At 72.0% G+C, this 23,572-nt stretch carries 20 protein-coding genes; 5 read left to right on the top strand and 15 right to left on the bottom strand.

The features are described from left to right. Positions 1 to 121: 121 nt before the first annotated feature. Both ACFO6V_RS00695 and ACFO6V_RS00690 read left to right on the top strand, forming a co-directional pair. A complete protein-coding gene (locus ACFO6V_RS00695) occupies positions 122 to 541 on the top strand; it encodes a VOC family protein (protein WP_377131123.1) in 420 nt (139 codons plus the stop codon). A gap of 142 nt (positions 542 to 683) precedes the next feature. Then, positions 684 to 2,300, top strand: a complete 1,617-nt coding sequence (locus ACFO6V_RS00690) for an HNH endonuclease signature motif containing protein (protein ID WP_377131121.1) — start codon at positions 684 to 686, stop codon at positions 2,298 to 2,300. A 99-nt stretch (positions 2,301 to 2,399) separates the two neighbouring features. On the opposite strand, the gene ACFO6V_RS00685 is transcribed toward ACFO6V_RS00690, so the two are convergent. Further along, complete coding sequence (locus tag ACFO6V_RS00685) at positions 2,400 to 3,368, bottom strand: Vgb family protein (RefSeq protein WP_377131119.1); 969 nt, start codon at positions 3,366 to 3,368, stop codon at positions 2,400 to 2,402. Positions 3,369 to 3,448: 80 nt separating this feature from the next. Here ACFO6V_RS00685 and ACFO6V_RS00680 point away from each other — a divergent pair, with 80 nt between their 5' ends. Together ACFO6V_RS00680 and ACFO6V_RS00675 are read left to right on the top strand one after the other, a co-directional pair. After that, a complete protein-coding gene (locus ACFO6V_RS00680; protein WP_377131117.1) occupies positions 3,449 to 5,125 on the top strand; it encodes a S9 family peptidase in 1,677 nt (558 codons plus the stop codon). A gap of 194 nt (positions 5,126 to 5,319) precedes the next feature. Next, positions 5,320 to 6,627 carry a CehA/McbA family metallohydrolase gene (locus ACFO6V_RS00675; protein ID WP_377131115.1) on the top strand — a complete coding sequence of 436 codons (1,308 nt, stop codon included), beginning with the start codon at positions 5,320 to 5,322 and terminating at the stop codon, positions 6,625 to 6,627. On the opposite strand, the gene ACFO6V_RS00670 is transcribed toward ACFO6V_RS00675, so the two are convergent. The 6 genes from ACFO6V_RS00670 to ACFO6V_RS00645 all read right to left on the bottom strand — a co-directional run bounded on the left by ACFO6V_RS00670 (position 6,617) and on the right by ACFO6V_RS00645 (position 12,474). Then, positions 6,617 to 8,062, bottom strand: coding sequence for an MFS transporter (locus tag ACFO6V_RS00670; RefSeq protein ID WP_377131113.1), 1,446 nt, complete (start codon positions 8,060 to 8,062; stop codon positions 6,617 to 6,619). The genes ACFO6V_RS00675 and ACFO6V_RS00670 overlap by 11 nt on opposite strands. A gap of 14 nt (positions 8,063 to 8,076) precedes the next feature. Beyond that, a complete protein-coding gene (locus ACFO6V_RS00665) occupies positions 8,077 to 8,889 on the bottom strand; it encodes a ChbG/HpnK family deacetylase (RefSeq protein ID WP_377131111.1) in 813 nt (270 codons plus the stop codon). A gap of 63 nt (positions 8,890 to 8,952) precedes the next feature. Next, the gene (locus ACFO6V_RS00660) at positions 8,953 to 9,522 is read right to left on the bottom strand and encodes a hypothetical protein (RefSeq protein ID WP_377131109.1); all 570 of its coding nucleotides are present in this window, start codon (positions 9,520 to 9,522) and stop codon (positions 8,953 to 8,955) included. A gap of 263 nt (positions 9,523 to 9,785) precedes the next feature. Next, positions 9,786 to 10,442, bottom strand: coding sequence for a hypothetical protein (locus tag ACFO6V_RS00655; protein ID WP_377131107.1), 657 nt, complete (start codon positions 10,440 to 10,442; stop codon positions 9,786 to 9,788). A gap of 173 nt (positions 10,443 to 10,615) precedes the next feature. Continuing rightward, positions 10,616 to 11,320 (bottom strand): FMN reductase, encoded by a 705-nt coding sequence (locus ACFO6V_RS00650; protein WP_377131105.1) that lies wholly within the window; start codon positions 11,318 to 11,320, stop codon positions 10,616 to 10,618. Then, positions 11,317 to 12,474, bottom strand: coding sequence for an LLM class flavin-dependent oxidoreductase (locus ACFO6V_RS00645; protein ID WP_377132115.1), 1,158 nt, complete (start codon positions 12,472 to 12,474; stop codon positions 11,317 to 11,319). The genes ACFO6V_RS00650 and ACFO6V_RS00645 overlap by 4 nt, the downstream gene beginning before the upstream one ends. Before the next feature lie 336 nt (positions 12,475 to 12,810). On the opposite strand from ACFO6V_RS00645, the gene ACFO6V_RS00640 reads away from it, so the two are divergent. Then, a complete protein-coding gene (locus ACFO6V_RS00640) occupies positions 12,811 to 13,155 on the top strand; it encodes an RNA polymerase-binding protein RbpA (RefSeq protein ID WP_026365682.1) in 345 nt (114 codons plus the stop codon). 107 nt (positions 13,156 to 13,262) lie between these two features. Here ACFO6V_RS00640 and lnt read toward each other — a convergent pair whose 3' ends face one another. The 8 genes from lnt to ACFO6V_RS00600 all read right to left on the bottom strand — a co-directional run bounded on the left by lnt (position 13,263) and on the right by ACFO6V_RS00600 (position 23,547). Beyond that, positions 13,263 to 14,888: an apolipoprotein N-acyltransferase gene (gene lnt / locus ACFO6V_RS00635; RefSeq protein ID WP_377131103.1), complete on the bottom strand. Its 1,626-nt coding sequence runs from the start codon at positions 14,886 to 14,888 to the stop codon at positions 13,263 to 13,265. A 41-nt stretch (positions 14,889 to 14,929) separates the two neighbouring features. Then, a complete protein-coding gene (locus ACFO6V_RS00630) occupies positions 14,930 to 16,726 on the bottom strand; it encodes an amidohydrolase (RefSeq protein ID WP_377131101.1) in 1,797 nt (598 codons plus the stop codon). 59 nt (positions 16,727 to 16,785) lie between these two features. Further along, entirely contained in the window at positions 16,786 to 19,734 is a 2,949-nt protein-coding gene (locus ACFO6V_RS00625; protein WP_377131099.1) for a DEAD/DEAH box helicase, read from the bottom strand. Positions 19,735 to 19,797: 63 nt separating this feature from the next. Then, a complete protein-coding gene (tatC, locus tag ACFO6V_RS00620) occupies positions 19,798 to 20,571 on the bottom strand; it encodes a twin-arginine translocase subunit TatC (RefSeq protein ID WP_377131097.1) in 774 nt (257 codons plus the stop codon). 3 nt (positions 20,572 to 20,574) lie between these two features. Next, entirely contained in the window at positions 20,575 to 20,874 is a 300-nt protein-coding gene (gene tatA / locus ACFO6V_RS00615; RefSeq protein WP_377131095.1) for a Sec-independent protein translocase subunit TatA, read from the bottom strand. 138 nt (positions 20,875 to 21,012) lie between these two features. Next, positions 21,013 to 21,345, bottom strand: coding sequence for a hypothetical protein (locus ACFO6V_RS00610; protein WP_377131093.1), 333 nt, complete (start codon positions 21,343 to 21,345; stop codon positions 21,013 to 21,015). An 11-nt stretch (positions 21,346 to 21,356) separates the two neighbouring features. Continuing rightward, positions 21,357 to 22,400 carry a helix-turn-helix transcriptional regulator gene (locus ACFO6V_RS00605; RefSeq protein ID WP_377131091.1) on the bottom strand — a complete coding sequence of 348 codons (1,044 nt, stop codon included), beginning with the start codon at positions 22,398 to 22,400 and terminating at the stop codon, positions 21,357 to 21,359. Beyond that, positions 22,393 to 23,547 carry a helix-turn-helix transcriptional regulator gene (locus ACFO6V_RS00600; protein ID WP_377131089.1) on the bottom strand — a complete coding sequence of 385 codons (1,155 nt, stop codon included), beginning with the start codon at positions 23,545 to 23,547 and terminating at the stop codon, positions 22,393 to 22,395. The genes ACFO6V_RS00605 and ACFO6V_RS00600 overlap by 8 nt, the downstream gene beginning before the upstream one ends. Positions 23,548 to 23,572 lie beyond the last annotated feature (25 nt).

Raw genomic sequence — 23,572 nt, 5'->3', positions numbered from 1 at the left:
GACACGGCGTCCGGCGGCCCCGGCCTGGGCTCTGGAGGGTCGCGTCAGATCACCCTCGCCCAGCGGTGAGTCCCGCGCGTCGGCGGGCACGAGTGTCAGTGGGTGGTGCTCTGATGGCCTGATGAACCTTCGCGGATTTGCCACCATCAACTACTGGGCCGACGACGTCACCGCAGCCGCCGCCTGGTACACCGAGCTGCTCGGGGTGGAGCCGTACTTCCAGCGCCCCGGCCCCGACGGGGCACTCGCCTACGCCGAGTTCCGGATCGGCGACAACGAGGCAGAGCTCGGCCTCGTCAGCCGGGCCTTCGCGCCGCCAGGCCTGCCCTCCGCGCCGGGCGGCGCGCTCATGTACTGGCACGTCGACGATCTGGAGGCCATGGTGGCGCGCCTGCTGGAGCTGGGCGCGACCGAGTTCCAGCCGATCACCCCGCGAGGCGACATCGGCTTCGTCACCGCGTCCGTGGTGGACCCGTTCGGGAACATCCTCGGGGTCATGTACAACCCGCACTACGTGGAGCAGCACCCGTTCTCCAGCTGACGGCTCGCACCCTCTGAGGCGACCAAAAAGGTCATCCACAGATTTCAAACAGCGTGCGCCATGCGTACGCATGTTCGATAGAATCGAGAGGTGAGGTACCCGCACCGGGAACCGCAAGAGACCAGGACGGGGGCGGAGCACCATGGCATCCACGACCCCGCCTCCGTCCGGCCAGGAGCCCGCGGCCCGCACCTTCGAAGAGACGCTGACCGACCTGGAGTCCCTGACCGACGAACTCGTCGTGTCAGCCGGTCCGGACGCGGTGGCGGGTGTCGGCGGGCACGCTGCGACAAGTGGCGTCGCTGTCTCCCGTCTTGCGTCCGCCGCACCCCGCCTCCGCGCACTCGGTACGCGGCTGGACACCCTCCGGCTCACCTGGCTGCCCGTCATCGAGGCGGAGCTTCCGTGGCAGACGACAGGCGCACGAAACTTCTCGGCCTGGCTGGCGCGGACGGAGAACGTCAGCACGACGACCGCAAAGCGTGAGACCCGGACCGGCCGAGCGCTGCGCGACCACCTGCCGGCCACTCGCACCACGGCGCTCGCGGGCGACATCGGCGCCGACCACGTGCGCGCACTGGTGGACGTGGCACCGACCAGCGACGCCCGCAAGGCCGCGCTCGCCGCACCGATCGAGCCGGACGATCTGCCGCCCGGCGTGGTGCCGACCGTGGTTCCCGGCCCGCCGGCCGGTGATGTTCCCGATGCGCCCACCGGCAACGAAGCGACCATCGAACCAGCGGACCAGGATTCGGAGGGAACGGACTCCGCAGGGCCGGGAGGCGACGGATCGGCCGAGGACGACATCCCTGCGCCCCCGCCGATCACCGGCGAGGAATATCTGACCGGCCTGGCGGGCGCTTGTGACCCGTCGCGGTTCCGCCAGGTGCTGAGGCGGTTCGGGCAGGTCGTCGACCCGGACGCGGACGACCGCGGATACCGGAAAGCTGCCGAGCGGGAGCACCTGGAGGTCTCCCCGACCTTCGGCGGCTGGCACGTCAACGGGTTCTTGACGGACGAGCACGGCCAGCTGCTGGCGACGGTGCTCGGTTCGATGATGGGCGCTCCGACACCGGGCGACGACCGCACGCCGACGCAACGCCGTGCGCAGGCCCTGGCCGACGTCGCCCGGGACGTGCTGGACAACGGTCGCGTCGGCACGGGTGCCGCGGTGCGGCCGCACGTCCACGTCACGGTCTCACTGACGGAGCTGATCCGGTACACGGACCGGGCTGCCGCGCACGCGGGAGCTGCCGCACAGACCGGCACCGGCGGGCTCCGGCCCGCGGACCTGACGTCCTTGACGGCCCAGCCCGCGACGTTCACCGGCGCGTCGGCGACGGGCAGCGTCATCCCGCGCGATCTGCTGCGCCGGCTGACGTGCGATGCGGAGATCACGCGGGTCGTGTTCGGCGCGGACGGGACGGCTATCGACGTCGGTCGTGCGCAGCGCACGGTGACGGGCCAGATGCGCAAGGCGGTGATCGCGAGAGACCAGCATTGTGTCTACCCTGGGTGTGATCAGCCTCCGAGCCGGTGCGAGGTGCACCACGCACTACGGCACTGGGCCGACGGCGGGGAGACGTCCGTCGCGAACTCGGCGCTGTTGTGCTGGCATCACCACACACTGGTGGACACCACCGGGATCACGATGGCCTGGGAGGCCGGCGCGAACCCGGACCAACCGGGCCGATGGACGTTCATCAACCGGCACGGTCGTCGGATCGAGCTGCGCAGCCTGTGGCCCGGGGCTGCGTGAACCAGACCGGCCGGACTTCCTCTGGGCCGCTTCCTCTGGGCCGGAGCGGATGCGGGCCCGACGCGTGTCCTGTGCTTGGCGCTCCAGGCCCGGTCGGCGCTAGGACGCGATCAGTCGCACGATGCTGCCAATCTCCAGGGCCGCCCAGAGCGCTCCGTCCGGTCCGACGGTGATGCCGTGCGGCTCGGACGATGGCGTCGGCAGGTCATAGATGGTTACGTCGTAGCTGGTCGCGTCGTGATCGGCCATCCCGTGGCCGGTCGCGTCGTGGCCGCCAGCATCGTCCGCCGCATCCTCCGGCACGATGATGTGACCGATCCGGTTGGCGCCCCATTCCGTGAACCAGCAGTCACCGGTGCCGGCGGCGACGATGGCGTGCGGCTTGGCCGCGCGGTCGGGCAGCGGGAACTCCTGGATCGCGCCGTCGGTGGTGATGCGGCCGATCTGTCCCGCCATGATCTCGACGAACCACAGGGCCGCCCCGTCGCTGGTGATCCCTACCGGCGCCGCGCCAGGTGTGGGCAGCGGGTGGACGGTGACGTCTCCCTGCACGGTGATCCGGCCTATCGCGTTCGCCTGGTTGAGGGTGAACCAGAGGGCACCGTCGGGTCCGGTGGTGATCGCCGAGGGCATGCCGCCCGTCACCGGCAGGTCGAACTCCGTGACCCGGCCTTCGACGTCGATGCGGCCGACCTTGTCGGTATTCATCTCGGTGAACCACAGTGCGCCATCCGGTCCGGCGGTGATGCCGTACGGGCCGCTGTCCGGCGTCGGCACGGGGTAGGAACGCACGACGCCCTCGGAGGAGATGCGGCCTATCCGGTGGTCCTTGGTCCGGGTGAACCAGAGGGCGCCGTCGGGACCGGGAGTGATGACCGTGGGCTGGCACTCGGCCGAGTCCAGGGGGTACTCCGTGACCTCGCCGTCCGTGGTGAGGCGCGCGACGCGACCGCTCTGCGCGAGGGTGAGCCACAGGGCGCCGTCGGGTCCGGCCGCTATGCCGTACGGGCCGTCCTTGGCATCCGCGACGGGGATCTCCGTGATGATCGGGGCATGGGAGTGGCGCACAGCAGCTCCTTGCTCGACAGCTGGTTCGACGGCTGGTTCGACAGCTGGTTCGACGATTGCCTCGCCGAGGGCGCCTGCCCTTGGCGGTCACCGCAGCCTGCCTGCGCCCGGGCGCGGGTGCAACCGTATTCCGGGCCACCCACGAGCCCACGAGCCCACCAGCCCACCAGCCCACCACGATCCTGCACGACCTCGCCGACGTCTCCGCGGGCTCCGTGGTCTTCCTGACGAACCGGCGCGACGGCGTCGACTTCGACCTGGTGGTCCACGACCTGGCGACCGGAACCGAGACCACCCTGTACGACGGCGGAGGCTACCTCGCGGCCGCCGTCGCCTCCCACGACCGTCGTTCGGTCGCGATCACGGTGCTCAGCAGCCAGCCCCGCTCCACACAGATCCCCATCGCGGGCGACGGCGGAGACAGCACCACCGCGCTCACGGACCCGGACGAGCACGCTCACCACTCACAGGTCGCCTGGACCAACGACGACGACGCGCTCGTCATGGCGTCGGACCACGACCGCGAGTTCGCCGCCGTCGTCCGCGTGCGCCCTGCCGAGACAAACACCGCCGAGACGAACACCGCCGAGACGAACACTCCAGAGGACACCGGCAGCCCCGAGGACACCGTCTGGCAGACCCTCGTCGAGGCCGACGACCACGACCTCGAGGTGGTCCTCTCCCCCGACGGCACGGCGATGGTCGTGGGCCACCACCAGGACGGCGTCACCACCCTGGCCGTGCACGAACCCGACGGCGCCCACCGCTGCGACGTCGCCCTGCCCGATGCCGGGGTGCCCGCCGTCGTCTGGGCCCCCGACTCCTCACGCTTTGCCGTGCACCTCACCACCTCCGGCGACCCCGGCTCCGTCCACCTCGTCGACGCGGCGACCGGCGTCGCGACGACAGTCGTCGACGGACGCGCCGAGATCCCCGCCGGCCTGCCCATCTCGCTGCCTACCGTGCACCGCGTGCCCACCCCCGACGGCGAACAGGTGCCCTGCTTCGTGTACCGCCCCGCGCCCGCCGGAGCTGCTGCGGGCACAGGAACAGCGAGCACAGGTGCCGCCCTCGACGGCGCCTCGGTGGTCGTCGTCCACGGCGGCCCCGAGGCCGAGGCCGCCCGCCTCTTCTCGCCGATGATCCAGGCGATCGCCGCCGCCGGCTTCACCGTGCTCGTCCCCAACGTCCGTGGCTCCTCCGGATACGGCAAACGCTGGGTCAGCCTCGACGACGTCGGCAAGCGGCTCGACTCCGTCGCCGACCTCGCCGCCCTCCAGGCCTGGCTGCCCGAGCTCGGCCTCGACCCCGCACGCAGCGCACTCTGGGGCGGCTCCTACGGCGGCTACATGGTCCTGGCCGGCACCACCATGCAACCCGACCTCTGGGCCGCCGGCGTCGACATCGTCGGCATGTCCTCGCTCGTCACCTTCCTCGAGAACACCTCCGAGTACCCCCGCGCCGCCCGCGAACGCGAGTACGGCAGCCTCGAGCACGACCGCGACCTCCTCATCGCCGCCTCCCCCATCACCTACCTCGACCAGCTCCGCGCACCACTGTTCGTGATCCACGGCGCCAACGACCCCCGCGTCCCGCTGTCCGAGGCACAGCAGATCGCGGCGGCGCTCGCGGAGCGCGGCATCCGGCACGAGCTGCGGGTGTACGACGACGAGGGGCACGGCCTGGCCCAGCGCGCGAACCGCAAGGACGCGTTCCCGGCGGCCATCGAGTTCCTCGCCGAGATCCTGGGGCGCTGATCTTCGGGGGCTGACGACGGTCTGCGGCCCTGATTCGACGTACCTGGTACGTCGCATCAGGGCCGCAGGACCGAGCGGGGCGCACCACCCCAGGAGTGCACGGCTCGACGAGCACGTGTGCAGCCTCCGGCACGGTGCACGGGCGCCCTGCGACCTCACCCACCGGACGCAGGAGGCAGCCGTAGGCTCGGAGCGTGACCAGCGAGGAGCGCCGCCTGCGGCTGTCGATCGACGACCAGATCGAGAACCGGTACCTCGAGGTGCCGTTCGAGCTCCCGGCGGGACGCGCCGCCGACGCACTGGAGGTCACCCTCGCCTACGACCGGGACGCCGCGGTGATCGACCTGGGCTGCCGCGACCCGGAACGCTGGCGCGGGTGGTCGGGCGGCGCCCGGTCGCGCTTCGTGATCACGCCGGGTGCGGCGACTCCCGGGTACGAGCCCGGCGAGCTGGTTCCGGGCCGGTGGGCGGTGGTCCTCGGTCTGCACGTGCTGCCGGCCGAACCTGTCGACGTCACCGTCACGATCGCCACGGGGGTCGACGCCGGGGCGGTCGAGGGCGAGCCGCCCGCCCCGCCTCCGCCGTCGGGCAGCGGGGCTGAGTCCAGGGTGGGGACCAGAGCAGGGACCGGCCGCACCCGCCTCGGGCGGGACCTGCCCGCGCCGGACGGTCTGACCTGGTTCGCGGGCGACCTGCACGCACACACCACGCACTCGGACGGGACGCTGAGCATCGCCCAGCTCACGGCGGCCGCAGCGGGCCGGGGTCTCGACTTCCTCGCGGTGACCGACCACAACACCGTCTCCCACCACGCGCACCTGCCGGGCGTGGGCGCCGCGTACGACGTCTGCCTCCTGCCGGGTCAGGAGGTGACCACGCACGCGGGCCACGCGAACGCGTTCGGTGACATCGGCTGGGTGGACTTCCGGCGTCCGGCGGCGCAGTGGCTGTCCGACGTCGAGGCGCGCGGCGGCCTGCTGTCCGTGAACCACCCCGTGCAGGACGACTGCGGGTGGCTCCATCCCGTGCAGACCGGATTTCTCGAGCTGTGGCACATCTCGTGGTTCCTCGACCTGACGGCGACCGGCCCGTGGGCGTACCTGCAGGCGGCGGTCGGGGCGCTCGGCAGCGCAGGGCAGTCTACGCAACTCGGCAGGCCCGTCCTGCTCGGCGGCAGCGACTTCCACACGCCCGACCAGGGTTTCCCGCCCGGCACGCCCACCACGTGGGTCGCCGCGGAGGACCGCACGCCAGGCGCGATCCTGGACGCCGTCCGGCACGGACGGACCGCCATCAGCCGATTCCCCCGCCCGGGCGAGCCCGTACTGGTGCGGCTGGGCGGCGATCTGGTGGCCGTCGACGCGAACGGCACGGTGCTCGTGGACGCGACCGGCCGACGTCGTCGCGTGCGCGGCGACCGCGTGCTCTTCCCGGCGCCGTCCGAGCCCGGCCCCTACCGGCTGGAGGCCCCAGACCGCACGCTGCTGGCGATCAGCGCGTGACCGGCTCCGGCCCGTACGCAGAACCCGTGTCCGGAGAACCCGTCTCCTCCGGCGAACCCGTCTCCTCCGGTCCCACCTCCGGCGACCCGGTCTCCTCCGGAGCGGCCGGCAGCCTGATGAACCGCGACACCGTCGTGCCGATCACGAGCAACGTGAACGGGTACAGGGACAGGTAGAGACGGAACGCCTGCCCCGGGTCAGGCCCGGGATCGGCACCGGAGCGGTAGCCGAACCACAGCGCCAGCGATGCCAGGGCCCCGGCCGTCACCAGGCCGTTGAGCCGGCCCAGCACCCCGAACGACGCCAGGAAGAGGCCGCTGCGGTGCGTGCCGTGGCGGGCGGCGTCGGCGTCGAGCACCCGAGCGATGACCAGGTCGTTCGTCGCGAGCACGCCCGAGTAGCCGACGGCGACCGCGAGCCCGGCGAGGATTCCCGTGAGCAGGTCGTTCGCGAAGTACATGGGCACGAACCCGACGGCCGCCACCGGCAGCGCGAGCCGCCAGGTCCACGCGGCGCCCTTGCGCCGCACGACGGCGGCCCACACGCTCAGCATCCCGATCGCCACGACGATGACGACCAGCTGCAGGATGCTCGCGTCCAGGGCCGAGCCCTGCAGCGTGTGGTGCACGTACAGCTGCAGTCCGCCGAGGACCAGCGCCATCGCGGAGCCGTAGCAGGCATTCACGATCCCGACCGTCCAGAACTGTGACGTCGACAGGATCTGCCGGACCGACCGGAAGAACAGAGGCTTCGGCTCCGCGTCGAGCGCCGGATCCTCCCGCACGCCGAACGCCGTCCACAGGATCACGGCCGCCGCCACGACCGCGAAGATCACCGCCAGGCGCCCGTACCCGACCGTCGAACCCTCGGCGCCCAGCACGTTCCGCGCCAGGACGGGCGTCAGCGCCAGCGCGATCACCAGGGCGATGAGCTGGGCGCCCTGCCGCACGGCGTTCGCCGTCGCGCGGCGTCGCTCGTGCGTGAACAGCTCGGGCAGCAGCGCGCCGTAGCTCGCGTTGATCAGGGAGTCGGCCATCTCGGTGGTGATCGCAAACACCGCGAACCACACCGCGAGCCCCACCGCGGAGTCGGCCACCGGACCTGGCACGGAGAACAGCGCGACGGTCGTGACCGCCAGCACCAGCGCGCCGGTCACCAGGTACGGCCGGCGCCGCCCCCACCGCGACCGCGTCCGGTCCGACAGGTACCCGAAGAGCGGGTTGTCCAGCGCGTCCAGCACCCCGTAGACCGCGTACACGGCCGCGTAGACGACGGCGTCCAGGCCGAGCAGCTCCACGTACACGTAGAGCATCGAGCCCTTGACGAGGTTGATCGGCAGCGAGGTGCCGAACATGCCGATGCCGTAGCGCATCGGCGACGTCCCCGTCCGAGGTGCGCTCGACGGCGAGTTCGGTGCCGCAGGCTCGGCGTCCACGTCGGCGAGCCTACTCACCACCCCGCGACCAGGTCGATGCCCTGCCGCTCGATCTCCCGGATGAAAACCGGATCACCCAGCAGCCGCAGCTCCCACGTCCGCTTGCGCCACCACCCCGCAGACAGCTCCCGCAGGCGCGGCGTGTCCGGAGCCGGATGCAGGAAGACCTCACTGGTCCCCTCGGGCAGCCGTTCCAGCAGGCGCAGATAGTGGTCGCGCAACGTCGCGTAGTCGCGGGCCTCCGCGTCGCCGCCCCGGTGCGTGGCGATGACCCGCGGCAGGCGCACCCCCGCGGCGTCGGCCGCCGCCACGGCGCTCGCGTGCCGCTCCCGCACGACGGACGTGGCCAGCAGGGGGTCGTCGTCCCCGTACAGCTCCAGGCCGCGCGGCAGCCGGAAGGCCAGGCCGCGCCGCGCGCACACCTCTATCGCCTCGGCGAGGTAGGAGCGGCCCAGCAGCCCGTAGAGCGTTCCCTGGTGGGAGTCGAGCCGGTCGGGCGGGGGCGAGCCGACGGCGGACGTCGCCCGGGCCAGGGCGTCGATCTGGTCGCCGACCCGGTCGGCGACGTCGTCGAAGCCGCCCTCCGGCGCGGGCGTCGGGAGCACGACGTGCACACCGGGTGCGACACCGGGAGCCGCACGGGCGAGCTCTTCCACGGCCCGTGCCGCGCCCGGGTTCTCAGCGCCCCCGGGCGGGTCACCCTCGACGTGTGCCGTGATCACGCTCGTCGCTGTCAGGGGCGAGCCGGCCAGCAGGGCGGCGATCTCGCGGTCGGCGTCGGGGTCGGTGCCCGCGTCGTCCGCGGTGAGCACGAGGCTGCGCGTCATACGCCCAGTCTGGCCCAGCCGGGGTGGGCAGGCTCAGCAGGCGGGCTCAGTGGTCGGTCAGGCTCAGTAGCTGCCGATCACGCTCGTGCCGAGGGACTCCCCGGCCTCGCCCAGCTCCACCTCGAGGGCCCACGGCGTGGTCACGTGCGGGATGGCCGCGGGGACGCAGGGCAGCATCGTCGTGTGCAGGGTCAGGCTCGTGCCCAGCGTGTCGGCGCGCCAGACGCCGGGGCCGACGATCTCGAACTCGCCCGCCCCGGTGCGGTGCAGCACGACCACGTACTCGTGGCCGTCCCGCAGGACGGCGGCCAGCCCGGCTCCGGGCGGTGACGACGTCGACCCGACCTGGGTGACGGCGAGGTGCGCGTTCTTCGCCACGACGCCCAGCAGCACCTTGCGCAGCTTCAGCTCGGTGCGGGTGTACGGCACCCTGTCGACGACGTCGACCGCCGAGTCGCCGGCCTGCACGAAGGCCACGACGTCGGCGTCCGAGACGAGCTGCTCGATCGTCTCGTAGTCCTCGGGTGCGGTGAAGCCCGCGGCTGCCTGGTCGCTCATGCAGCCGCTGAGGAGCCCCATCGTGCTGATCACGCCGATCACGCCGAGGGCTGCCCCCGCCTGCCGTCGCATCACCGGTGCTGCCCTCCCTCGTCCTGGCCGCCAGGTGCCTCGTTCGGCGCCTCTCCTTCAGGGAGGGACGGGACGCGGCGCGTGGTGCACTCGGTTCACGGGCCCATGCCGCGTGCTCGTTCGTGCAACGAATGTTCCTCCGCTGTACGAACACGGGACAAGGGCTTACGGGGGCGAACAACGACTATCGGAGCCAGGGAGATTGCCGCGATACGGAAAAGTGCTGGGCACGCCAAGGACGGGCCTGACCCGTGGCTGAACCCGGGTCAGGCGGCGTGCGCCCTGCCGATCGCGCGGACGAGGCCCGACGTCGAGATCGAGCCCTTGCGGTAGCGCTCCACCGCGGCGACGAGCGCCTCGCTGACGTCACGCGGGACGTGCGACCGGGTCACGGGGTACCAGATCTCGCGTTCGAAGACCGCGGTCCGCCGGGCGGGCCCGCGGAAGAGGCGCCCGGCGAGGGCCGGGGGCGGCGGGACCGGACCTGCGGCCGGGAGTGCCGGGGGCGCCGGAGGTCCGGGCGGGGCGGGAACCGGAGCCGGCGGGCCTGGAACCGCTGCCGGGGGTGCCGGTACGTGCGCGACCTGCGGCGCTTCCGCCACCGGGTGGTCCGCGAGGCGCGACGCTCGGTAGCGGGCGCCGGGGTTCCAGCGCAGGGTGGGTACGGCCGGCTTGGTGGGCTTCACACCGCTGGTCTCCCGGCGGGGTGCGGGAGCATCGGACAACTCGGCGGTGTCCGTGTCCATGTCCGTGGTGGTGCCGGCAGACGGGACGGCAGCAGCCTGTTCCGCGTGGGCCTTGCGCAGCGCCGCCACTATCCGGGCGACGCGTCCGGTGTCGGCCTCCAGGTAGGGAGCGTGCGGTCCCTGCGGGCTGTCGGCGCTCGAACCGTCCGAGACCTGATTCTCCGTACCGTCCGCCATGACAGCTCCCTCACCCATCGACCCGGCCACGACCAGCGGCGACCACTGTCCCATATGTTCCCCGCCTGGCCCGGGGCATGCAAGCCCCGGGCGTGACTCTCCGACCAGGGCTTCTACCTGGCGGCGGCCAGGGTCGCTGCCTGGCCGCTACCGAGTGGCTTCCTAGTGGCTTCCTAGTTGCTGCCCTGTTCGCCGCCGAGCATGTCCAGGAAGCTCGGGGTGCTCGCGAACGGGTCGGCGGGCTTGGCGTGCTCCCCGCGGGCGAACACGAGGGCGGCGAGGGACCGGCCGGCCCGTTCGATGCGCTGGGGCAGGGAGCTGCCCCCGTCGTCGTGCCCGGTGCCCGCGGCCTGCGCCCAGTCGTCGGTGGCCGCGAAGACCGACGTCGTGACGACGTCGGCCCGCAGGTAGGTGAACAGGGGCCGCAGCGAGTACTCGAGCGCGAGCGAGTGGCGTGGTGTGCCGCCCGTCGCGCCGAGCAGCACGGGCATGCCCGTGAGCGCTTCCTTGTCGAGGATGTCGACGAACGACTTGAACAGCCCCGAGTAGGTGGTGGTGAACAGCGGGGTGACGGCGATGACGGCGTCGGCCCGCGTGATCGTCTCGATGGCGCGGGCGAGGTCGCCGGTGGGGAAGCCGGTGAGCATCGCGTCGATGATCGCGTGGCCGTGGTCGCGCAGCTCGACGACCTCGACGGTCACGTCCTGGCCGAGGGCCTCGAGCTCGCGCACCGTGGCGTCGGCGAGGCGGTCCGCCAGCAGGCGCGTGGACGAGGGCTGTCCCAGCCCGGCGTGCACGACGGCGACCGTGCGGTGGTCCCGGTCCTCGGCCCCCGCGGTCTCGAACTCGATCTCGAGCTTGCTCTCGAAGTCGGTCATGACAGCGCCTCCTCGGCCAGCGTGCCGGTGTACTCGTCCCCGCCGTCACCGACGTGGGTGGCGCCCGCCTCGTTCTTCGCGCGCGCCGCGGCGACGCGCTCGGCGTGCGTGGGCGGGTTCGCCGGCACGTCGGCCGGGCGCTTGGCGTCGGCGATCTTCCGCAGCTCGGGCACGACGTCGGCGGCCAGCAGGTCGATCTGCTCGAGGACCGTCTTGAGCGGCAGGCCCGCGTGGTCGACGAGGAACAGCTGGCGCTGGTAGTAGCCGACGTCGTCGATGAAGGAGCCGTACCGGTCGATGACCTGCTGCGGCGACCCGACGGTCAGCGGGGTGTCGCGCGTGAAGTCCTCCATGGAGGGGCCGTGGCCGTAGACGGGCGCGTTGTCGAAGTAGGGCCGGAACTCGTCCCAGGCGGCCTGGCTGTTCTTGCGCAGGAACGCCTGCCCGCCGAGGCCCACGATCGCCTGGTCGGCGCGGCCGTGGCCGTAGTGCTCGAACCGCTGGCGGTAGAACGCGACCATCTGCTTGGTGTGGCTCATGGGCCAGAAGATGTTGTTGTGCAGGAAACCGTCACCGTAGTAGGCGGCCTGCTCGGCGATCTCGGGGCTGCGGATCGAGCCGTGCCAGACGAAGGGCGGCACGCCGTCCAGCGGGCGCGGCGTGGCGGTGAAGCCCTGCAGCGGGGTGCGGAACTTGCCCTCCCAGTCCACGACGTCCTCGGTCCACAGACGCCGCACCAGCGCGTAGTTCTCGATGGCGAGCGGGATGCCCTGGCGGATGTCCTGCCCGAACCACGGGTACACGGGGCCGGTGTTGCCGCGGCCCATCATGAGGTCCATGCGGCCGTCGGAGATGACCTGGAGCATCGCGTACTCCTCGGCGATGCGCACCGGGTCGTTGGTCGTGATCAGCGTCGTCGCAGTGGACAGCGTGATGTTCTTGGTGACGCCGGCCAGGTAGCCGAGCATCGTCGTCGGGCTGGAGGCCACGAACGGCGGGTTGTGGTGCTCACCCGTGGCGAAGACGTCCAGGCCCGCCTCGTCGGCGTGCTTGGCGATGGTGAGCATCGCCCGGACACGCTCGGTGTCGTCCGGGGTGTGCCCCGTGGTCGGGTCCGTCGTCACGTCGCTGACACTGAAGATCCCGAACTGCATGATGCCGCGCTCCCAAGGTCGTGTGCTGCTGGTCATGTGCTGCTGAGCTGCTGCTCTTCCAGATGTCCATGCAGATGCATGCACGTTGGCCTCAACCTGCTGCTAGTGTCGATTGTTCCCACCGAGCCTGCTCCCACCGGCCGGGACGCACGTGAGATCGGGCACATCAGCGCCCAGTTTGCCCGGAGTGCGCTTGCGTGCGCACATCCGACGCGTAGCCTGATCAGACGGCTGGAAAATAGACGACTGGAACGGCTGGAACATCACAGAGGGTCCCCGCGTTGGCACTACGGACCTTTTTCCGCCACCAATCCCGACAACCCTCTGGAGGACATCGTGCCCGACCGGTCCCTGCGCGGTATGAGCATCGGTAGTAAGAGCATGGAGTCCGACGAGGGCGTTGACTTCGCCCCTCGGTTCCAGGCCTACTACGACTGCCCCAATGGCCACACCATCATCCTGCCCTTCGCCACTGACGCGGACGTACCCCCGATCTGGGAGTGCCGCTGCGGCGAGGAGGCCCTGCTGCGCGACGCCGAGAAGCCGGAGCCCAAGGCGACGAAGCCCCAGCGCACCCACTGGGACATGCTTCTGGAGCGCCGCACGGTGAAGGAGCTCGAAGACCTGCTCGACGAGCGCCTCGAGCTGCTGCGCGCCGGCAAGCTCCGCCGCTCCGCCTGAGAGCAGCCTTTGAAAGCAGTGCCTGAAAGCAGTTGAACGACCGTCGGGTCCGGACCACATGGTCCGGACCCGACGGTCGTTCTGCGTCTACCCGCGTCTACCCGCGTCTACACCGCTGCCTGAGCGCGGTCCCGCCTGCGCGCACCGAGCCCGCCCACCACCCCCGCCACGACCAGGGCCACCGCGAGACCACCGACCACCCAGCCCGGCCAGTACCCCGCAGCCACCGCTGGCGTGATCGAGGACCGCAACGGCAGGTGCGTCACGAACTCGTCAGCCGCGAACAACCCCGTACGCCGCACCACCGTGCCGTCCGGCGTGATCACCCCCGAAACCCCCACCGTCGAGATCTGCACCGTCGCCCGGCCCGTCGTGATCGCCTGCATCCGCGACATCGCCAGCTGCTGCGTCGACTCCGCCGTGAACCCGAACGACGCGTTGTTCGTCGGGATCACCAGCACCTGCGCACCCTCCAGGACCGCGTCCCGCACGATCTCGTCGTACGCCACCTCGAAACAGATGATCGTGCCCATCCGGTACCCGCCCTGCCCCAGCCGGCTCGGCACCTCAACGACCGGCGGATTCACGCCCGCGATCATGTCCGTCGTCACCCGGTCCACCTGATCCGACAACAGCCGCAGGAACGGCCGCATCGGGATGTACTCACCGAACGGCGCCGGATGCTGCTTCGCGTACCGCCCGATCACACCGCTACCCGCCTGCCACAGCAACGACACGTTGTACCGCCCACCCGCCTGAGGGAACTCCTGCGCCCCCACCAGGATCGGCGCCCCCACCGCCGTCGCCGCAGCGTCCAGCCCCCGCGCCACGTCCGGCGCCGTCTGCGGATCCAGATCGCTGCCGTTCTCCGGCCACAGCACCACGTCCAGCTCACCCGCGAAGTCCTCCGCCAGCGTGTACGTACCCTCCAGATGGTTGTTCAGCACCTCCGCCCGGTTCGCGAACGCCCCCAGACCCGGCTCCCCCACGTTCCCCTGGACCGCACCGGCCCACAGCGTCCCGTCCTCCGCCAGATCGCTCCCCGCGTCGTACACCTCTGCCCCGTCCGGCGTCTCGACGGGGCCGGCGCTCGCGGACGTCGCCAGGGGCAGTACGAGCGGCGCGACGGCGACCGCGACCCCGAGCGTGAGGGCTCCGGCGGCGCGGAGCCTGGCCCCACGCACCAGGCCGGCCACGGACAGGGCGAGCAGCACGCCCGCGAACGCGACGAGCAGGCTCACGGCGACGGTGCCGCCCAGCCAGGCGGCGCGTCCGGTGGGGGTGCCCGCCATCGCCCAGGCGAGGCGGCCCCAGGGGAACCCGCCGAACGGAACCTCGGCGCGCCACTGCTCCACCGCGACGTAGAGCACGGCGAACGCCGCGGCGAGCCGCCAGCCGCGGCGGCGCAGGAACCTCGCGCGGCGTACCCAGGTCCACAGCGCGCCGAACAGCGCGAGGAACAGGGCCTCGACCGTCGACATGGCGATCCAGGGCGCGGTCTCGGTCGACTCGTGCGCCCACCACAGGTGGGGCAGGAAGAAGGCCAGGCCGAACAGGAGACCGATCAGGACGTTCCACCGGGCGCTGTCCCGGCCGAGCGACCAGTACAGGACGGCGACCGCGACGAAGGCGGCGGGCCACGCTCCGGCGTCGGGGAACGCGCTCCAGAGGAGGAGGCCGCCGGCCACCGTGAGGAACAGGGACAGCAGCCGGGACGGCTCGGGCAGACGCACGCCCGCAGCCTACCGCCGGCCCCGCCCCTTGTTCTGGGCGCTCAGAACGTGTCGTGGAGGATGACGCCGTCGCGCATCGTGTGCAGGCATTCCGGCGTCACGGCGTCCGGGGCGAGGTCGGGCAGCAGGGGCGTGCCCGCGCGGGCCTCCTCGCTCCAGGAGCTGAGGCGGCCGGGTGCGGCCTGCACGCCGAGCCGTTCGGCCCGCCAGACGGCGAGGTGCGCGGGCGCGCCGACCCGCAGCTGCCCGGCGCCCGTGTGGTCGAGGCCGGCGAGTCGCCAGCCGCCGCGGGTGTGGGCGCGGAACGCGGCACCTGCGGAGATGCGCTGGTCGGGGTCTTCGTGGCTGGTCGCCGCCCGGACGCCCTGCCAGGGGTCCACGGGGGTGACCGGGGTGTCGGACCCGAACGCGAGCGGCACCCCGGCCTGGGCGAGGTCGGCGAACGGCATGAGCGATCCGGCACGCAGGGGGCCGAGGCGGGTGGCGTAGACGCCCTTGCTGCCGCCGAAGGACGAGTCGAAGGCGGGCTGGACCGACAGGCCGACGCCCTGCGCGAGGAGTGCGGCGAGCGTCGTCGCGTCCACGAACAGCCCGTGCTCGATGCGGTGGTGCGCGGCGCGTACCGCGCTGTCGCCGGTCAGCTGGGCGGCGATCTGGAGCCCGAGGACCATGGTGTCCATCGCGCGGTCCCCGATGACGTGGAACGCGCCCTGCACGCCCGCGCCCTGGCCCCGGGCGTTCTGGACGGCGGCCAGGTGGTGGGCGATCTGCTCGGCGGTCAGGTACAGGTTCCCGGTCCACGGGCTGCCGTCGGCGTGGGTCAGCGCGCCGGAGAAGGACGCGGAGGACGGGTCCAGCGGCAGGTCGGAGTAGGGGCTGCGCAGGGCGGCGGTGCGGGACCCGATGGAGCCGTCGACGTTGAGGTCCCCGCCGATCCCGGTGAGGAACGGCAGCTCGGCGAGGATCGCGCGGGCGTCGTCGGGGGTGCGGCAGAGCTCGCCGCGGTAGGCGGCCAGGTGCGGCAGGGCGGGGACGTCCGGGTCGGCCACGGCCTCCGCGCTCACCGAACCCGTCGTCATGGCGTACAGCTCGGCGAGGCCGGCGCGGGTGTCGAGGTGCGCGCCGCTCATCTCGTGCACGGACACGATGCCGCGGGCCGCCCACGCGGCGAGGGTCTCGCGGTAGAGGCGCGTGCGGCGTTCGGGGGACAGCGTGTGGGCGACGGCGCGCACCGTGTGGTGCAGGTCGGCGGTGACGAGGCCGGTGTCGACGGGGGCGTCGGACCAGCCGGAGCCGGACATGCCCATGCCGGTCCAGGCGGGGTCGCGTTCGATGCCGGCGCGGGCGGCCATCGTGCTGGAGACGACAGCGGAGTGCACATCGACGCGTGCCGCGTAGACGGGACGGCCGCCGCAGGCGTCGTCGAGCTCCTGCCGGGTGAACGTGCGCTGCTCGGGCCAGGTCTGCTCGTCCCAGCCGAAGGCGAGCAGCACCTGGTCGCCGGACGGGTCGGCGGCGGCCAGCCGCCGGGCGCCGGTGTGCAGGGCGGCCAGCGCGTCAGCGAGGGAGTGCACTCCCCCGGCGGGCGTGAGGTCCACGGCGTCGCTCGCGAGGCCGGTCTCCAGGACGTGGGCGTGCGCGTCGACGAACCCGGGGGTCACCAGCGCGCCGTCCAGGTCGATCACCCGGTCCGCGCGGGCGGCGAGGCCCGCGGCGGTGTCGTTCGCTCCGAGCCAGGCCACCACGCCGTCGTCGACGAGGATCGCCTCGGCGAAGGGGTCCGCTGAGGAGTGGATGACGCCGTTGCGGTACAGGATGGATCGGGCGGGCTGGCTCACGGTGGAAATCGTATGCGATCAGCCCGCCCGATGCGGTGCTCAGAGCCGGTCAGGGCTGGTCAGAGGCTCGAGTACGCCACCACGCCGCGCAGCACCGCGTCCTGCGCCTTGCGTGCGGTGGTGCGCAGCTTGTCGGACGGCGCCGCGCCGCCGAGCTGGTCGAGCACGTCGATGACCTGCTTGCACCAGCGTACGAAGTCGCCGGCGGCGAGGTCGGAGCCGCGCAGGACGCTGTCCAGCGTCTTGCCGGACGCCCACCGGTGCATCGCACCGACCAGCCCGAGGTCGAGCGGGCCGGTGGCCTCGATGCCGTGCGCCTCCTCGAGGTCGTCGACCTCGGACCAGACCCGCTGGGTCTCGTCCAGCACGGCGGCCAGGCGCCCGGTGGGCCCGCCGGGGATGTACGGGTCGGGGGCGTCGTCGCGCCGTGACTGGTAGACGACCGTGGAGACGACGGCGGCCAGGCCCGCGGCGTCGAGGCCGTCCCACACCCCTCGGCGCAGGCACTCGGCCAGGAGCAGGTCGTTCTCCGCGTAGAGGCGGCGCAGCCAGCGGCCGTCGTCGGTGACGCGGATCCTGCCGGACTCCCGCAGGCCGGTGTCCGACTTCGTGCCGGCGTCGGTGCGCTGCAGGTAGCCGAGGGTCAGCAGCACGTCGAGGGTGCGGTCGAACGTGCGGGCGATGGACCCGGTGCGGCCCTCGACGCGGCGCACGAGCTGGTCGTGCTCCCGCTTGAGCTTGTTCCAGCGTTCCGCCCACCGCGCGTGGTCGTCACGTTCGGGGCAGGCGTGGCACGGGTGCGCCTTGAGGGCCTTGCGCAGCCGGGCGAGCTCGGCGTCGGTCGCGGCGTCCGACCGCCGTCCGACCGGGGACCTGCGCGCGCGTGCGCCGGGCGGGGTGCTGGTCGAGTGGGCGGAGGGGACGTCGTCGGCGAGGGCGCCCAGTGCGTTGCGCATGGAGGAGACGAGGTCGCGGCGGGCGTCGGGCTTGCGGGGGTTGAACGCCTTGGGGATCTTGACGGTCGTGACGGTCTCCAGGCCGGCGGGCGCGTCGGCGAGGGTCAGCTTCTTGACCTGGCGTTCCTGGGTGAGCACCGTGGGGCGCGGCCCGTCGAACCCGCCGGGTTCGCCCGGGTCGAGGACGAGGACGTACCCGCGTCGTCGTCCGGTGGGGACCTCGACGACGTCGCCGCGGCGCAGCGCCTCCAGGGAGGCCACGATCTGTGCGCGTTCGGCGCCGGACGCGGCGCGCGAGAGCTCCTTCTCGCGGTCCTTGATGGCGCGGCGCAGGTCCATGTACGCGCCGAAGTCGCCCACGTCGCAGGACATGGCCTTGGCGTACCCGTCGAGGGCCTCGGCGTGCGCCTGGGCCTGCTTGGCGAGGCCGACGACGCCGCGGTCGGCCTGGAACTGCGCGAAGGAGGTCTCCAGGACCTCCCGGGCGCGGTCGCGGCCGACCTGGGCGACGAGGTTGACGGCCATGTTGTACGTGGGCCGGAAGCTGGACTTGAGCGGGTAGAGGCGCTTGGACGCGAGGCCGGCCAGCGCCACGGGGTCCAGGGCGGGGTGGTCGACGACGACGGCGTGCCCCTCGACGTCGATGCCGCGGCGGCCGGCGCGGCCGGTGAGCTGTGTGTACTCGCCCGGCGTGACCGGGACGTGGCTGGTGCCGTCCCACTTGACGAGCTTGTCCAGGACGACGGACCGGGCGGGCATGTTGATACCCAGCGCGAGGGTCTCGGTGGCGAACACGACCTTGACGAGGCCGCGCGAGAACAGCTCCTCGACGGTCTCCTTGAACACGGGGAGCATGCCGGCGTGGTGGGCTGCGACGCCGCGGGCCAGGGCCTGCGACCAGGCCCAGTAGCCGAGCACGTCCAGGTCTTCGGGCGGGAGGGCGGCGGTGCGCTCCTCCACGACGGACCGGATGGTCGCCTCCTCCTGCGGGGTGGTCAGCCGTAGCCCGGCCTTGAGGCACTGGTCGACGGCGGCCTCGCAGCCCGCGCGGGAGAACACGAAGTAGATGGCGGGCAGCAGGGCGTCGGCGTTGAGCGCGTCGATGACGATGAACCGCGGCGGGGTGCGCCGGCTGGGGCCGATGCCCCCTGAGCTGTCGTCGCTGCGGCGTGCGTCGCCGCCGCGGTACCCGCCGCGTCCACGACCTGCGCCGCGGCCGCGTCGTCCGCCCGGGCCGCCCCGGTAGTCGCCGGGGCGGTTGCCGCCGCGCCCGGACCGGAACGCGGCGGACAGGTCGGGGTTGATGGGCGGGTTGGTGCCGGGGTCGGTCGGGTCGACGTGTCCGTCGTACAGGTCCAGGAGGCGCGGCTTGCCGCGTGGTTCCGGGGAGGACATGAGGACGTGCTGCCACAGGGGCACGGGCCGGCGTTCGGAGACGACGACGGCGGTGTCGCCGCGCACCATCTCGAGCCAGTCGCCGAACTCCTCGGCGTTGGACACGGTCGCGCTCAGGGAGACGAGCTGCACGTCGTCGGAGAGGTGGATGATGACCTCTTCCCAGACGGGGCCGCGGAAGCGGTCGGCGAGATAGTGCACCTCGTCCATGACGACGTACGCCAGCCCGTCCAGGGTCGGGGAGCCCGCGTAGAGCATGTTGCGGAGGACCTCGGTGGTCATGACCACGACCGGTGCGTCGCCGTTGATCGTGGTGTCGCCGGTGAGCAGGCCGACGTTGTCGATGCCGTGGCGGCGCACGAGGTCGGCGTACTTCTGGTTGGACAGGGCCTTGATGGGCGTGGTGTAGAACGCCTTGCGGTCCGAGGCCAGCGCCAGGTGGACGGCGAACTCGCCGACGACCGTCTTGCCGGCTCCGGTGGGGGCTGCCACGAGCACGGCGCGGCCTTGTTCGAGGGCCTCGCAGGCCTGCACCTGGAAGTCGTCGAGCTCGAAGCCGATGACCTCCCGGAAGCGGGTCAGCTCGGGGTGCTCGGCCGCTGAACGGCTCTGGGTCCGGAAGGCCGTGTACCGCTCGGCGGGGCTCAGCTCGCTCATGGGCACAGCCTACGGTCACTCACCGACAGCCCCGGGCGCGACAGGCGCACCGGGGCTGTGCGGTCAGAGCTCGGCGGCCGCGAGCCGCTTCTCGACGCGCCTGTCGTGCAGCTGTGCGACGCCGACGGCGGCGAAGTAGAGCACGCAGATCGGCAGTGCGACGAGGATCATCGTCATGGCGTCAGGTGTCGGCGTGATGATCGCGGCGAACGTGAACGCGACGAGGATCGCCCACCGCCAGCCGGCCAGCAGTGCCTTGCCGGTCAGGAGGCCCGCGAAGTTCAGGCCCACGAGCAGCACCGGGGACAGGAACGCGAGCCCGAACGCGATGAGCAGCCGCATCACGAGCGACAGGTACTCCTGGGCGTTGGTGAACGCGGTCGCGTCGTCCGGAAGGAACCCGGACAGGATCTCGATCGCGTGCGGGAACACGAGCCATGCCATGTACGCGCCGCCGAGGAACAGCGGGAACGCGGCACCGACGAACCCGTACGCGTACTTCTTCTCGTTCTTGTTCAGGCCCGGGGTGATGAACGCCCACACCTGGTAGAGCCACCAGGGGCAGGTGAGGAACACGGCGAGGAACAGGGACGACTTGATCTTCAGGTCCAGTGCCGCCATCGGACCGGCGAAGTTCAGGGTCATCTCGTTGCCCCGCATCTCCTCCGCCACCACGAGGGGACGCTGGAGCAGGACCAGCAACGGGTCGTAGAGCAACCATCCGGCGACGGCGCCGACCACGAGGCCGACTGCTATCAGGACGAATCTCTTGCGCAGCTCGAGCAGGTGCGCGAGCAGAGGCATGCGGCCGTCGGACGGCCGCCGAGTGCGTGCCACCGATCAGGCCTTGGGGATGTCTCGGTCCCTGTTGGAGATCAAGCCCGGTACCTGGTCGGTGCTCGAGCTCGCGCCGGGTCCCGCCGTCGAGCTCGGGCTCGACGTGGTCGTCCCGCCCGGAGCGTCAGCGACGTTGCTGTCCGCGTTTCCGGAACCGTCCTCGCGCAGGTCCTTGACCTCCTTCTTGAAGATCTTCATCGACTGGCCGACGCTCTTGGCCAGGCCCGGCAGGCGGGAGGACCCGAAGAGCAGAAGGACGACGACGAGCAGGACGATCCAGTGCCACGGCTGCATTGCGCCCATGGTGACTCCTTACGGTGCGGTACCGATACGCGGTGCGGTGCGGATATGACCGATCCTACGCGGACGTAGGGGGCACAAAGGTAGCCCTCCGGTGGACTGCAGGTGGCCGCGCCCGTGAACGCGCGCCAGGACGCCGGTTCACTCGTTGAAGTGCTTCCACTTCTGCCACGTCACGACGTGCCGCGCCCGGCGCGCGTCCTTGCGCCCGGCACGGGCGGTGCGCTGCGCGTTGACACGCTGGTAGTGGATCGTCACGTCGTCGAACAGGCTCGGGCCTGCGTGCCGCGTCGTCGCGGCCTCCCGTGCCCGGTCGGACAGCTCCTGCAACCGGTCGCTCGACTCGCCGATGCGACGCGACGCTCGTCCCAGCTCTTCCATCAGACCCTTTGCCGACCGCCAGAGAGAACGGGCGAGAAAGAACGCTCCGACGAGGCTGCCTACGATCAGCAGGGTCCATACCCAGAACCACATGGTCGCCAAGCCTAGTGCGATTTTGCGGATGTGGCTGCGTCTCGGGTCGGCGGACCTGCTTCGGGCCCAGTTCCCGGCGCAGGGGCGGGCGCGGTTTCGTAGAGGGCCAGCGCCTCGGCGGCGGTTCCCGCGACGTCGTCGGCCAGGGATCTTGGTGAGACGGACCGCACGTACGGGGCGAGCTGGATCAGGGTGCTGCGCAGCCAGCCCGGGTTGGTGACACGCAGGGTGACCTCGAAGTCGCCGTCGGGCAGGTTGCGTACCGACTCGACGGGGACCTCCTCGGCGAACCATCGTGCCCGCGGTGCGAACCGGATGGTCGCGAGCGGTGCGGACCCGCCGGCGAACAGGGCGGCGAAGTCGATCTCGGCCCCCACACCCGGGTGGTCCTGCACGGGGACGTCGGTCTCGGTGGCCTCCAGGATGCGGTCGACCCGGAAGGTGCGGGGTGCGGCGGCGCGGTAGCACCAGGCGGCGAGGTAGGCGTACTCGTCCTGCGTGTGCAGCCGCACGGGGTCCACGTCCCGTTCGCTGACCACGTCGGCGGAGGTCACGTACCGGATCCGCAGGCGGTGGCGGGCGGTCAGCGCGGACGTGATCGCGGACACGACCTGCCGGTCCCCGCCAGGGGCGAGGCGGACGTCGACGGCGTTCGCGGCCTCGCCGGTGGCGTCGGTGAGCTTGCGCAGCGCCGACTCGACGACGGCGGACCGGGCCGGGTCGGCCTGGACCGCCCCGGTGGCCTTCATGGCGCGCAGCGCGGCGACCAGGGCCACGGCCTCCCGGGTGCCGAGGCGCAGCGGCCTGGTCATGCCCCGCGCCTCGGTCAGGTGCACGACGCCGCGGTCGATGGACGCGGCGTCGAAGTCGATGAGGTCGTCGGGCCAGTACCCGGGGGTACCGGAGACCCAGAGGGCGTCGACGTCCTTCTGGATCTGCGCGGGCGTGGTCCCGAACCGCCTGGCCAGGTCTGCGACGGACACCGGCCCGGCACCGTCGAGGTACGCGACGATGCCCAGCAGGCGCAGCAGCCTGTCGTCCGCGCGCTCAGCCACGAGACGCCCCCTGTGCTCCCGCGCTGGCAACAGAGCCAGTGCCAGTGCCCAGTGCTGCCGCCGCGGTGAGCCTGCGCAGCGTCTCGTTCCGTACCGGCTCGGGTTCGAGCACCACCAGCGCCGCCCCGTATCCCGCAGCCTCGGACGCCATGCCGGACAAGGACCGGTAGGGCACCTCGAGGACGTCCCACCCGGCGTGATCGCCCGCACGGTCACCGGCCGACGCCCCGACGGGTCCGGGCAGGCGCTCGCTGTAGGCCTCGCGTTCGCCCTCGGGTACTGGTTTGGCGCGGGCACGCAGCGCTCCGGCGCGTTCGGGGCGGACGGCGACGACCGCCGCCCGGACCTCGCCGTGCTGCGCCTTGCCGAGCATGACGTCGGTCTCGAAGTCGGGAATCTCGTAGGCGCCGGCCGGGCCCGTGATGCGTACGCGGGACTCGATGCGGGACATGCGGAACACGCGGGGCGCCTGCCGGTCGCGGTCGAAGCACATGAGGTACCACCCGCCGTCGCGGGCCGCGATGCGCCACGGCTCGACATGCCTGGTCAGCACCGCGCCGTTGTACGCGGCCCGGTAGCTGAACGTGACCGCGCGGCGGGCCTCTATCGCCTCCATGAGGGGGCCGTAGGCGTCGCCCACGGCGCGCACGGACGGCGCGAGGCCGGCCAGGGCATCCACGGAGGGGTCGCCCGCCCCGGCGGCCCGCAGCTTGACCATCGCCCGGTTGATGTCCGTCTGCAGGGTCTTGTCCTGCCAGAACTGGGCGGCCAGCGACAGCACGCCGAGCTCGGCCGGGGTGAGGTCGATCGGCGGCAGCGCGTAGGCGTCGTGATCGATCCGGTACCCGAGCTCGTCGGTGTGCCCACCGGTCCCGACCGTCACGACGGGGATACCGAGAGCACGGAGCATGTCCTTGTCCCGCTCGAACATCCGCTCGAACGCCTCGTCGCTGGGCGCGTCGGCGTACCCGGCCACCGCGGTACGGACCTGTTGCTTGGTCATCGCCGCGTTCGTGTTCACGAGCGCGATGACAAGGTTCAGGAGCCGCTCGGCAGGGTTCAGGCCGGGCGGCTGGCCGACCGGCTGAGCGGACGGCGGGGCGGGTGACGGCGCGGGCTGCGCGCTGGGAGGCGGATCGATGGACATCAGGACAACGGTAGCGTTCGGTAGC

Origin of the sequence: Promicromonospora alba, from assembly GCF_042654905.1 — a bacterium.
Taxonomy (GTDB): domain Bacteria; phylum Actinomycetota; class Actinomycetes; order Actinomycetales; family Cellulomonadaceae; genus Promicromonospora; species Promicromonospora alba.
This window is presented reverse-complemented; position numbering and strand designations above follow the sequence as displayed.